11 protein-coding genes, 1 other RNA gene and 1 other annotated feature (1 of these 13 only partly in view) are annotated in these 13,028 nt (G+C 37.7%); of the genes, 2 read left to right on the forward strand and 10 right to left on the reverse strand.

Annotated elements, in window-relative coordinates:
• Nucleotides 1-159 (reverse strand) — a binding site (T-box leader) (it extends 51 nt beyond the left edge of the window).
• Between the two features lie 42 nt (nt 160-201).
• From ACHABU_RS01635 to cymR, 7 genes are all read right to left on the reverse strand, one after another.
• Entirely contained in the window at nt 202-1,269 is a 1,068-nt protein-coding gene (locus ACHABU_RS01635; protein ID WP_435761583.1) for an AI-2E family transporter, read from the reverse strand.
• Nucleotides 1,270-1,322: 53 nt separating this feature from the next.
• A complete protein-coding gene (locus tag ACHABU_RS01640) occupies nt 1,323-1,511 on the reverse strand; it encodes a hypothetical protein (RefSeq protein WP_249871009.1) in 189 nt (62 codons plus the stop codon).
• 65 nt (nt 1,512-1,576) lie between these two features.
• Entirely contained in the window at nt 1,577-3,898 is a 2,322-nt protein-coding gene (recD2, locus tag ACHABU_RS01645; protein ID WP_435761585.1) for an SF1B family DNA helicase RecD2, read from the reverse strand.
• Nucleotides 3,899-3,924: 26 nt separating this feature from the next.
• Complete coding sequence (locus ACHABU_RS01650; protein WP_435761587.1) at nt 3,925-4,587, reverse strand: tetratricopeptide repeat protein; 663 nt, start codon at nt 4,585-4,587, stop codon at nt 3,925-3,927.
• Nucleotides 4,588-4,602: 15 nt separating this feature from the next.
• Entirely contained in the window at nt 4,603-5,715 is a 1,113-nt protein-coding gene (mnmA, locus tag ACHABU_RS01655) for a tRNA 2-thiouridine(34) synthase MnmA (protein WP_435761589.1), read from the reverse strand.
• A 15-nt stretch (nt 5,716-5,730) separates the two neighbouring features.
• Nucleotides 5,731-6,870, reverse strand: coding sequence for a cysteine desulfurase family protein (locus ACHABU_RS01660; RefSeq protein WP_435761591.1), 1,140 nt, complete (start codon nt 6,868-6,870; stop codon nt 5,731-5,733).
• A gap of 30 nt (nt 6,871-6,900) precedes the next feature.
• Complete coding sequence (gene cymR / locus ACHABU_RS01665; RefSeq protein WP_435761593.1) at nt 6,901-7,320, reverse strand: cysteine metabolism transcriptional regulator CymR; 420 nt, start codon at nt 7,318-7,320, stop codon at nt 6,901-6,903.
• 139 nt (nt 7,321-7,459) lie between these two features.
• On the opposite strand from cymR, the gene ACHABU_RS01670 reads away from it, so the two are divergent.
• Together ACHABU_RS01670 and ACHABU_RS01675 are read left to right on the forward strand one after the other, a co-directional pair.
• Nucleotides 7,460-8,737 (forward strand): replication-associated recombination protein A, encoded by a 1,278-nt coding sequence (locus ACHABU_RS01670; RefSeq protein ID WP_435761595.1) that lies wholly within the window; start codon nt 7,460-7,462, stop codon nt 8,735-8,737.
• 139 nt (nt 8,738-8,876) lie between these two features.
• A complete protein-coding gene (locus ACHABU_RS01675; protein WP_435761597.1) occupies nt 8,877-9,545 on the forward strand; it encodes an RsfA family transcriptional regulator in 669 nt (222 codons plus the stop codon).
• Between the two features lie 104 nt (nt 9,546-9,649).
• Here the strand turns inward: ACHABU_RS01675 and ssrS are convergent.
• The 3 genes from ssrS to hisS form a co-directional block, all read right to left on the reverse strand.
• A non-coding RNA gene (ssrS, locus tag ACHABU_RS01680) (6S RNA) lies at nt 9,650-9,845 on the reverse strand.
• A 73-nt stretch (nt 9,846-9,918) separates the two neighbouring features.
• Nucleotides 9,919-11,694 carry an aspartate--tRNA ligase gene (aspS, locus tag ACHABU_RS01685; RefSeq protein WP_435761599.1) on the reverse strand — a complete coding sequence of 592 codons (1,776 nt, stop codon included), beginning with the start codon at nt 11,692-11,694 and terminating at the stop codon, nt 9,919-9,921.
• Nucleotides 11,687-12,979: a histidine--tRNA ligase gene (gene hisS / locus ACHABU_RS01690; RefSeq protein ID WP_435761601.1), complete on the reverse strand. Its 1,293-nt coding sequence runs from the start codon at nt 12,977-12,979 to the stop codon at nt 11,687-11,689. Before hisS ends, aspS begins: the two co-directional genes overlap by 8 nt.
• Nucleotides 12,980-13,028 lie beyond the last annotated feature (49 nt).

A 13,028-nucleotide genomic window follows, 5' to 3' on the forward strand; every position in this document is an offset into this window, starting at 1 on the left:
CATTCATCACTTCATCATGTTAACGGTATGAGACCGACGGGGTTTAACCGTACTCCGGTTTAGCTTTCCATGGTACTGTGTTTGGAATTTCTCTCAGCCCTCGGAAATTCTTCTCTAAAAACCAGTAGATCATGTACTTATAACCATCAATGCGTTTAATTTATTATGTTAGCGATATTATATGAAACTTTAGCAGCATTGTCAATCATATGAACGTAACGCGATTAGTTGACCAATAATTACTTTGGTGATAGTAAGAACTGGAACAGCCAATATCATCCCCCACACTCCAAACAACTGACCACCGAGCAATAGTACAAAGATGATGGCAACGGGATGAATTTTCACACTCTTGCCCATTATATATGGTGACAACAGATTACCTTCAATAATCTGTATCACAAACAAAGCAAGAATAACTAAAAAAACTTTATTTCCAGCTGTCGTATAAGAAATTGTCACCGCTGGTATTGCACCAATGATTGGACCAAAATAGGGTATAATATTCGTTACCCCCATTACAATAGCCAGCAATAAGGCATATTTTATATTTAGCAGTTTAAACATGATTAGTGATGTGAGACCTACAAATAAGCTGATGATTAACTGACCGCGAATATAGCCACCTAAACCTTTATCAATCTCAAACAGCAAATTACTTGCATCATTCCTAAATTTTTTTGGAATAAATGTAATAAAGAAGGTTTTTATTTTCGCATAATCCTTAAGGAAGTAGAAAACAAGTACCGGTATTACCGTAATTATAATGATCATATCTATTATTTTAGCAAAGCCTGCTACAAGTTTAGAAATCAATTGATCCAATGATGTTTCCAAAGAGAGTATTACCTCATCTATTTTATCATGTACGGTCTCAGGTAAAAACGATGTATAGTTATATATCTGGTAAATTAAATTTTCATACATTGCTATAATTTCGGGAAGATTTTCATTTAAATCGCCCAGTTGATGGACAACTAATGGGTATCCCCGATAAAACAAATAGCCTGTTCCACCAAAGAAAATGAGATAGATCAACAGGATAGCCAACCCTCGATGAATATTCATGCGATCCAATTGATCAACTAATGGATGCAACAAATAGGCAATTAAAGCAGAAAGAACAAATGGAATCAACAGTTTACCGAGAAAGGAAAAAAAGGTACCGTAATATGGCATTGTTTTAAAAAATAAATAGGTAAATATAAATAATACGATACCAATGACTAACCAGTATAATACTGTAAAGCGTTTTTTATCCTCGAACATGAAAGACACTCCTCAGCAGATTGGTATTATACTCATTTTTTGCTGGGAGCTCTCTATGGAAGTTGGCGTTCTTCTTTTGTAAACAAATCGTCCAAAGAACTCAGACTTCCGTCAGATTCTATTTGATGAACCATTAGTTCTTTACCGGATACTGTCATTTCAATACAGCACGTCCAGCAAAAATAATCCTGTGTACCTATTTTGCCTATATCTTTTCCATTACAATTCGGACAACGCAGCATAATCAGATCCCCTTTTCGGATAATACGCTACTATGCTTGCCCGATTTATAACTTTATATACATAATTACATAAAATCATAAGGAGAGATCTCTTGTTCATCTGTTTCTTTCATTTCTGTGAGTGGAATCCCTTGAAGTCTTTCTGTTAACTGTTCTTTCAATGAAGTAAATCGTTTATTTGTGTCTTTCATTTGTATTCCTCGTAAAAATGCCTGTTCTTCCCCGCAAATAATCAGGGACTCTTTACTTCTGGTAATTGCTGTATACAGTAAGTTTTTTCGCAGCATACGATTATAGTTTGAGACTACTGGTAAAATGACGATTGGAAATTCACTTCCCTGCGACTTATGAATGGAGATACAATAGGCATGCGTAAAATTCACATAATCCTTCCGTACATATACTACTTCTCTATCTTCAAATGTGATCACAAGCTGCTCTACATTTTCTTTGTTTTCGTCTTCCTTGAAAATGGCTGCAATTTCTCCAATATCGCCATTATAAACGCCATCTTCAGGTTGGTTAACAAGCTGAATCACCTTATCACCTACACGATAAATAACATCATTGAACTTAATTTCTCGTCTTCTTTTTGTCTTTGGGTTGATTAGCTCCTGCAGTTCTTTATTAATCATCGTTATCCCGGCCTGCGTTCTGTACATTGGAGCAAGGACTTGTATATCCCTTGCGTCTAAACCTTTATCCAGTGCCTTTTTATAAATGGACGTTATTACTTGGATTATATGATGTTCGAAACATGCAATAAAGCTGAAATCTTTATCATTCGAAAGTGACCTAGCTGAACATGTATCATTTTTGATCTCATGTGCAAGCTGAATAATTTTGGACCCTTCCTTCTGCCGATAAACCTCGCTCAAACTTACGAGTGGCAGTAAATTACTTTTCAATAAATCTGATAGAACTTGTCCAGGTCCGACAGACGGCAATTGATCTTCATCCCCTACCAACAGAACCTGCATATCATCTGGAATTGCTTTGAAGAGGCTGTTTGCCAACCAGATATCAACCATCGAAAACTCATCAACAATTAAAATTTTTCCTGAAAGCTGTTCCTGTTCATCCTTGCCAAAACCGTTGCTGCCATTCCATCCAAGAAGTCTATGTATTGTTAATGCAGGAAGTCCGGTAGATTCGTTCAATCGTTTTGCTGCACGGCCAGTTGGAGCAGTCAGTATAAATGGATAGTCCGATTTGGATTCGTAATCTTTAGGATCAAGAGAAACCTGATGTATTGCAGCATATGCTTTGAGAATTCCTTTTATAACGGTAGTCTTACCGGTCCCAGGTCCTCCTGTTAATATCATAATCTTAGAATGTAATGATTGATTAATAGCAGAGAATTGCTCCTTACCATAACTTAATACTTCTGCTTCTTCAATTTGTCCAGTTATTTTTAACATTTCTGCCAAAGACGTTTCTTCGTCCATCGGCTTCGTGATAATTCGTTTTAAATTGGAAGCAAAGCCGTCCTCTGCATAGTAAAGAGAGGGGAGATACACGTTACCTTCATAAATAATCAATTTTTTCTCCGTATTTAATTCTTCAAGCCTATCTGTAATAATCGATAGTTCAGCAGGATGAACGGCAAGCAGTCCCATTACCTGATCAACACAGAGGTCCATCGGTAAAAAAACATGTCCTTCCTGAATACTTCTCTGAAGAACATAAATACACCCTGCACCAATTCGATTCGGATGTGTCAATGAAAGTCCATTTTGGCTAGCAATTTCGTCAGCAGTTCGGAATCCAAATCCTTCTATATCAAATACATATTGATATGGATCTTTTTCCAGTATCTCGATTGCTTCCTCTTTATATTTTTGATAGACGTTCTGAGCCATTTTTAATCCTACTCCATAGTTGGATAAATAAACAGCAACATGTTCAAAGCCTTGATTTTCTTTTAAACTTGCTGCCAATCTCTCGGCAGTTTCTTTTTTTAATCCTGGTACATCCTGCAATACGTTTGAGTCGTTTAGTATTTTAGAGATGGCTGTTTCACCTAAGTATCCTACAATACGTTCTGCTGTTTTTTCGCCAATACCATAAAATAAATCACTTGATAGATATGCAACCAAACCATCTTTTGTATCTGGAATAATGGTTTTATAAAATGAAACTTTATATTGCGTACCAAACCGGACATGCCTCTCAAATTCTCCGTAAAAATAGTAGGTTGTCTGTTCATGGAGATTGGAAAAATAGCCTTTCGCAACAATCTCTTTCTCTTTGAAGTCTTCATTTGTCTCCTGTACTTTGATTTTTACAATCGAGAAATGTTCAGCTTCATTTTTAAAAATTGTATTTACTATTTCACCTTTAATATATCCTTGTTCTTCATTTGATTGTTGTTGACCCATTTCCATTTCAAACAACCCCACTATCTATATACCTAGTTTTCGTTTATTATTTGTTCCACATTTTTCTTTCCGTTAGCTGCAAGAACATGCTCTGGCTGTATTCGAAGAGCATCATTGAAATGGCTTAATGCCTCATCGACATTTTCATTAAACAGGGACAGGACACCCAAATTGTAATGGGCGTCACTATGCTCCTGATTCATCACAAGAACGCGTTTAAAAACATTTTCCGCATCTTCCAGGATGTTACTTTGTGCTAGGGATAATCCATATTGAAAGAGAATCTCGTCATCGAACGGATTCATCTCGGTAGCTCGTAATAAATATGGCAGCGCAAATTTAAACTGTTCCTGATTCTGTAAAGTTAAGCCAAGCATAAAGTATACATCACTTTCCTCGAGTCCAAGCTCAATTGCCTGCTGAAAATTCATCTGTGCTTTTTGAAATAAAGATTGCTCAAAGAAAAGGTTTCCTAAACCGTAATAAGCTGTTGCAGCTCCTGCGTCCAATTCAATTGCTTTTTCAAAAAAACGCGCTGCACGATCATTCTCATTTAATTGCACTAAGAGATTGCCAAAATTAATATAGCCTAACGGTTCATCTGGCTGTTCCTCAATGACTTCATTGAACAGTCTGGCTGCTTCCTCAAAATTATGTTCCCTCATATAATTTATTGCCTGTGTATTTTTGTCCATCATCGATCTCCTTACTTAACCTACATAATCAAGTTTACGATTATTCTTTATAATTTCATCAATTGTCCCACCACCAAGACAAACGTCTCCATCATAAAAGACAACCGCTTGGCCAGGGGTTACTGCTCTTTCACTTTCCGCAAATTCAACGAAGACTTTCCCATCGTTTTGAAGATGAACGGTAACATTACTATCTTTTTGACGGTAGCGGAACTTAGCCGTACAGGTAAACGATTCCGTTATCACATCATCATTTATCCAGTTCATATCTGTTGCAATTAATGCATTCGAATACAGTTTATCATTACTATAACCTTGTTCTACATATAGCGTATTATTTTTAAGATTTTTACCTATAACAAACCATGGATCTCCTGCTCCGCCAATGCCAAGTCCTTGGCGTTGGCCTAATGTATAATACATTAAACCATCATGTTTTCCTTTAACCAGCCCATCCATCGTTTGCATGTCACCAGGTTGTGCAGGTAAGTACTCACTTAGAAATTCTTTGAAATTACGTTCCCCAATAAAACAAATTCCAGTTGAATCTTTTTTATCGGCTGTAACCAAATCGTGTTCTTTCGCAATTTTTCGTACTTCCGATTTTGGCATATGTCCTAATGGAAACATCACTTGCTTCAGAACGTCTGAAGATAATTGATTGAGGAAGTACGTTTGGTCTTTATTATCATCTACACCACGTAACATTTCAATGCGGTCATTTACTTCCCTTACTTGAGCGTAATGACCTGTCGCAAGATAATCTGCGCCTAGAGACATCGCGTGGTCAAGAAATGCTTTGAACTTAATTTCTTTATTACACATGACATCCGGATTTGGTGTACGCCCTGCTTTGTATTCCTCAAGAAAATAAGTGAATACTTTATCCCAATATTGTTTTTCAAAGTTCACAGAGTAATAAGGTATATCCAGCTGATTACAGACACGGACAACATCATCAAAATCCTCTGTTGCCGTACATACACCGAACTCGTCTGTGTCATCCCAGTTTTTCATAAAGATACCGACCACATCATAGCCTTGTTCTTTAAGGAGTAAGGCAGCTACTGAAGAATCGACACCACCGCTCATACCCACTACTACTCGAATATCTTTATTGCTTTTCATTATTTTCACGATCCTTTATCTTAATCTTTTTATAATCCTTGAAACTCGTCTCGCTGCCTCTTTAACATTTTCTTCCGTATTATGCATTCCAAAACTGAAACGGATGGAATTTATCGTACATGGATTATCTTTTCCAAACATGGCAGTTAATACATGTGATGGTTCCACACTTCCTGCCGTACAGGCACTCCCACTTGAGGCTGCAATTCCATCTAAATCGAAGTTCGTTAACAATGTTTCTACATTTGTTCCTGGAAAACTTATATTTATAATAGAGGATATTGTCGAATCGATATCACCATTCACTTCAAAATGAATCTCATTTTCCCTCAGTTCATCGATAAAAAGTTCTTTATATATCTGGTACTGTTTTTTTCTTGTTTCCCTGTTTTGCATTGCCAGTTCGACTGCTTTTTGGAATCCTGCTGCTCCTGCAATATTTTCTGTACCTGGGCGACGTTTTCTTTCCTGCTCACCGCCATACTGCAAAGCATTGATTTTTACATTTTCTTTCACATACAAAAATCCAATACCTTTGGGTCCATTAATTTTATGTGAAGACACCGTCAGCATATCGATTCCCAATTCTTTAACATCCATTTCAAGGAGTCCGAACGCTTGAACTGCATCTGTATGAAAATATGCCTGATGTCCTCTGAGAAGATCACCGATTTCCTTGATTGGCTGAATAATTCCAGTTTCATTATTTACATACATAATGGAGACAAGAATTGTTTCATCCGTTAATGCGTTTTTTAAATCTTCAATTGCTATTTTCCCATCCCTATATACTGGGAGATATGTTACTGTAAAGCCTTGTTTTTCTAATGCCTCAGCAGTATGAAGTACAGCATGATGCTCCTGGTTAGTTGTAATTATATGATTACCTTTATGACGGTTAGCCAATGCAGTACCAACAAATGCAAGGTTATCCGCTTCTGTTCCTCCACTGGTAAAGGTAATTTCTTTTTCGTTCGCCTGTATACTCCATGCCATAACACGTCTTGCTTCATCCAAAATCTGCCGTGCTTTTCTACCGAATGAATGGACACTTGATGGATTTCCAAAAACTTCATTATAGACAGGAAGCATTGCTTGAATTACTTCCTCAGCCATTGGAGTAGTTGCAGCGTGATCCAGATAAATTGGTTCCATAGTAATTTCCCTTCCATCTCAAAAAAGATTCTAGATATAAAACATGTATGCATCTTGTAGTTCATCATTATCATGATGAACTAAATCATCCAATGTCGTTTTATCCATTACGCTTTTTACTGCATCTCGAATTTCGATCCATAACGCCTGTTGAGCGGGCTTTTCATCTTCAATACCTTCCACGATGGTAAGTGGCCCTTCCAGAACACGGATAATGTCTCCTGCCGTTATTTCCTTAGGTTCCCTGGATAATTTATATCCCCCATATGCACCGCGAATACTTTTAATTAAACCGGCATTTCGGAGTGGTGATGCTAGTTGCTCCAAATAATGCTCTGATAGGTCATTCTCTTTGGCAATCGACTTTAATGATGTTGGCCCTTCGCCATATTTCTTTGCCAATTCAACCATTATTGTTAATCCATATCTTCCTTTTGTAGAAATTTTCATATATATAAACTCCTCTTAATAATTTCATCGTCCATCATACTATAATAAATGCTATTATAACATGATTAGTATGCTCCTTGCATTTAAGCTGAATCAGGATTAAGCTTTAATGTAATATTATATATAAAGGACGTTGTAAATGAAACAAAAACCTCTTGCATTTCGAATGAGACCAGAACAAGTAGAAGATATTATCGGTCAGGAACATCTGGTCGGTACCGGTAAAATAATTAATCGAATGGTAAACGCCAATAGACTCGCTTCCATGATTCTATTTGGGCCACCAGGAACAGGAAAAACATCGATGGCCTATGCACTTGGAAAAAGTGTCGGCTTGCCTGTTAAAATGTTAAATGCGGTTACAGACAAAAAGAAAGACATGGAGATCGTTGTAGAAGAAGCAAAAATGATGGGACAAGTTGTCTTAATACTAGATGAGGTCCATCGGCTTGATAAAGCTAAACAGGATTTCCTCCTCCCACATCTCGAAAGTAATTTGGTTACATTAATCGGATGTACGACGAGTAATCCGTATCATTCTATTAACCCTGCAATACGTAGTAGATGCCATCTGTTTGAATTACAGGCCTTAACCGATGAAAATATTAAAACTGCAATTACTCGTGCTTTAAACAATGAAGAGCATGGATTTGGGACTAGTAATGTAGTCTTAACAGAGGATGCCCTCAGTCATTTTGCTACTGCAGCGAACGGTGACCTCCGATCTGCTTTAAATGGACTCGAACTGGCCGTTTCCTCCACACCGGAAATTGAAAATAGGCAGGTTTTAATTGATCTAAATACGGCAGAGGAGTGCATGCAAAAAAAAAGCTTTTCTCATGATAAAAATGGCGATGCTCACTATGATGTACTTTCCGCATTTCAAAAATCAATCCGTGGTAGTGATGTGGATGCGGCACTTCACTATTTAGGAAGATTAATTGAGGCGGGGGATCTTGATAGTATTGCCCGTCGAATGATTGTGATCGCCTATGAAGATATCGGTCTTGCAAACCCGCAGGCAGGCCCACGTGCAGTTTCTGCGGTTCAGGCGGCCGAGAGACTTGGGTTTCCAGAAGCACGAATTCCATTATCTGTCGCCATTGTGGAACTTGCATTATCACCTAAATCAAACACTGCCTATAAAGCGCTAGACGGAGCTTTATCTGACATACGAAGTGGTAAAAGCGGGGAGATTCCTGCGCACCTGAAAGATTCCCATTATCAAGGGGCAACAAAGCTTGGTCGGGGAGTCGACTACAAATATCCACATAATTATGATGGGGCTTGGGTGAACCAACAGTATTTGCCTGATTCTATCAAAAACAGAAACTACTACCAACCAAAGAACAGCGCCAAATTCGAACAAGCTCTAAAGCAAGTTTACGATAAAATTCAAAGAGATAAGAAGAAATAACGTATATAACCCTTTCTATAAGGCAATAATAGACATAAAAGTTACAATCTATTGTTGTGCTACTAGTGTGTGTTCCAAATTAAAGAATATTTAATCGGACTTTTGGAACATTCCCTACTATAAAAAGGAGTTGAATATATTGGTAAAAGTTAGACAAGATGCCTGGTCTCACGAGGACGATTTATTACTTGCAGAAACAGTATTGCGTCACATTCGAGAAGGCAGTACCCAATTAAATGCGTTTGATGAAGTCGGCGATAAATTAAACCGAACATCAGCAGCCTGCGGTTTTCGCTGGAATGCAGAAGTAAGAACAAAATATGATAGTGCTATCGATCTCGCAAAAAGACAGCGAAAAGAGAAAAAAAGAGCGATGAGTTCCACGTTCAAGCAAACAAGAGTTCCGACACTTTCACTTCCACCCGTATTTGAGGAAAACAAATCCGAAGTAGAAGAAGAAAATACTTTTGTTATGGTGGAACCACCAACTATAAATCTTGATATGGTTATACAATATTTAAGAGAATTAAAAAAAGACTATCATGCTTCCAATCAATCAAAATCAACGTTGGAGACCATCAAAAAAGAGAATTCCATGTTGCAGTCAAAAGTGAGTGAACTTGAAAAACAACTTTCCAATACGGAAGAACAGTTGGTTTCCATTCAGGAAGATTACCAGACATTTATTCAAATTATGGATCGGGCAAGAAAAATGACCGTACTCAATGATAAAGGAAGTAACACTTCCCCTGCATTCCGAATGGATAAAAACGGTAACCTGGAACAGCTCATCCAAGGTTCCAATTAAAAGAACCAAAGCAGACTTTCTAGGAATGAGTGCTGGATATGGCTGTTCAAGCCAATAAAAAGAGGACCTGTATTTTATACAGGTCCTCTTTTTTGTATGTATACCTTAATCCCGATTGTGCCGTCCTCTTTTAAAGTTTTGATCCCGCTTGAAGCAGGTGGGTGCCCTGTTTTACATGTATTGTGCTTCCATTAATTCCGAAGAATACAAGTATGCACGCACTATAAAAACGAAATCAGGCTCCCAAATATATAGTTGTTCGGTCAAAATACTTTTTATAGACGAACACATCAGGATTAAGCTACAAATATTGATTTGTAAATTAATATTAACACAGGTAAGTATTTATTTCAATATTTACAATGTTAAAACTTTATTTCTTCGTTTCTTGTTTGGATAATGCTATAGACAGCTCATTTAATTGAGCATCGCTTACTTCATTGGGCGCATCAGTCAATAAGTCGGATGCTGAAGCTGTTTTTGGAAATAAGATAGTATCCCGAAGATTTGTTCTACCAGCAAGCAGCATAATAATCCGGTCTAGACCAAGTGCGATTCCACCATGTGGAGGAGCACCATATTCTAATGCATCCAAAAGGAACCCAAATTGCTCTTTCGCTTCTTCTTCACTAAATCCTAATACTTTAAACATATGATCCTGCTGTTCCTTTTGGTAAATACGGATTGATCCTCCACCTAGTTCATAACCATTGAGAACAAGATCATATGCATTTGCCCTGACACTCGCCGGGTCACTCTCTAATCTTTCCATATCTTCCTCAATAGGAGATGTGAACGGATGATGGGCCGCAAAGTATCTGCCAAGTTCTTCGTCGTATTCAAGTAATGGCCAGTCTGTCACCCATAAAAAGTTAAATTTGGATGTATCGATAAGTTCCAACTGTTTCCCTAATTTCAAGCGCAATGCACCCAAACTGTCAGAAACAACGGATGTTTTATCTGCTACAAATAATAACAAATCCCCATCTATCGCATTTGCTTTATTTGATAGATTAGCTTTTTCTTCATCGGTAAGAAATTTAGCGATTGGTCCTTTCAGTTCGTCCCCTTCTACTTTCAGCCAAGCCAGTCCTTTTGCTCCATATATTTTTACATATTCGGTTAATTTGTCAATATCTTTGCGGGAGAAATTAGTCGCTTCCCCTTTTACATTCAACAAGGCAACATTTCCACCAGATTCGATTGCACCTTGGAAAACTTTGAAAGTAGAGTTAACCAGGATATCGGAAACATGTATTAATTCAAGACCAAATCTCGTATCCGGTTTATCCGAGCCAAAGCGTTCCATTGCTTCATCATATGGCATTCTTTGCAATGGCAACTCTATATCCAAATCTTTAACTTCTTTTACAACTTGCTGCATCATATGTTCCGTCATTTCCATAATTTCATCACTGGTTAAAAAGGAAGTCTCAATATCAATCTGAGTGAATTCTGGCTGACGGTCAGCACGAAGATCTTCATCACGGAAACATCTTGCAATTTGATAATATTTTTCAAAACCACTCATCATAATCAACTGTTTAAAAAGTTGTGGTGACTGCGGCAGAGCGTAAAATTCACCAGGATGAACACGGCTTGGAACCAGATAATCCCGGGCCCCTTCAGGTGTGCTCTTTGTCAATATTGGGGTTTCCATTTCCATAAAATCATTATCGTTAAGAAAATTACGAATAGCTTGTGTAGTCCGATGGCGCAATTTAAACGTTTCTTGCAAAGGACTTCTTCTTAAATCAAGGTACCGATACTTCAGTCGGACATCTTCGGATACATCTGTCTCATCTTGAATCGTAAAAGGGGGTGTCTTTGCCTTGTTTAAAATTTTAATAGAAGTAGCGATCACTTCAATCCTTCCAGTTTTCATTATTGGATTTACCGTTGATTCATTTCGTTCAACTACTTCTCCATTAATTTCCACAACATACTCGGAACGGATCTTTTCAGCAATTTCCAGAGCATCTTTTGAATGATCAGGGTTAAATACTACCTGCACTATTCCTGATTTGTCCCGAAGATCAATAAAAATTAATCCACCTAAATCACGTCTTCTTTGGACCCAACCTTTTAATAGTATTGCTTGCCCGATAATTTCTTCCGATAACTTTCCAGCCATTACCCGTTCACTCATGTCCTTTACCTCCCAGAAGCTTTTGCTTTAATGTTTGAACTATATTATCTAACGGTATTTCTATTTGTTCTCCAGATTCCATTTCTTTTACATTAATGGTTTTTTTGTCGATTTCTTCTTCTCCAAGAACGAGCACATATTTCGAACCGAAACGATTAGCAGCCTTAAACTGACCTTTCATTTTACGATCCTGATAATCCTTATCGACTTGTATACCGTTAACGCGGAGTTGATGCACAAGTTTTGTTGCTTCTTTACTCACTTCATCCGATCCCATTGCAACGATGAAACAATCCAAGCTGTCATTCAGTGGTATGGCAATGTTTTCAGCCTCCAAAGCCATGAGTAAACGTTCAAATCCCATCCCGAAGCCAATTCCTGGTGTATCCGGTCCTCCAAGTTCTTCAATTAATCCATTATACCTGCCACCACCAGCGAGTGTTGTGATTGCTCCGAAGCCATCTGCTTCACTCATAATCTCAAAAGCGGTATGATTGTAATAATCCAGTCCTCTCACAAGGGTTGGGTCAACAACGAAATCAATTTCCATCAATGATAAGTATTCTTGAACCTTTTCAAAATATAATTTTGATTCTTCATTTAAAAATTCCAGAATGGATGGGGCTGTTTTCATTGCCGGGTGGTCACGGTCGGTTTTGCAATCCAGCACACGAAGCGGATTCTGAGACAGTCTGTTTTGACAATCATCACAAAGTTCTTCTTTATGTGGATCAAAATGGTTTACAAGTGCTTTTCTGTGATTGCTTCGGCTTTCTTTGTCACCCAGGGAGTTAATCACTAATTTTAATGACTTTAAACCTAATTCTTTGTACGTCGTCATAGCAAGATCAATAACCTCTGCATCCACAGCTGGATCCGCACTGCCAAGTACCTCTACTCCAAACTGATTTAATTGACGCATTCTCCCTTTTTGGGGGCGTTCATAACGAAACATTTGTGCAAAATAATAAAGTTTAACCGGTTGATTCGGTTCCCCAAATAATTTATTTTCCACAAAAGCTCTTGCTACCGATGCAGTTCCTTCTGGTCTAAGTGTCAGGCTTCTGCCACCACGATCATCAAAGGTATACATTTCTTTTTGTACGATATCTGTAGAATCTCCAACACCTCGTTGAAACACTTCGGTATGTTCAAATAAAGGTGTACGAATTTCTTTAAAATGAAATCTGTTGCATATATCTTTAATTTTATTTTCTGCATACTGCCATTTCGCTGCATCTTTAGGCAAAATATCCACTGTACCTCTTGGTGCTTTCATACTCATCTTAAAACCCCCAGTAACTTATATTAAATTAAAATAAAAAACTCCCGTC

This window comes from Oceanobacillus sp. CF4.6 (assembly GCF_051262635.1).
Classification (GTDB): Bacteria; Bacillota; Bacilli; order Bacillales; family Amphibacillaceae; genus Oceanobacillus.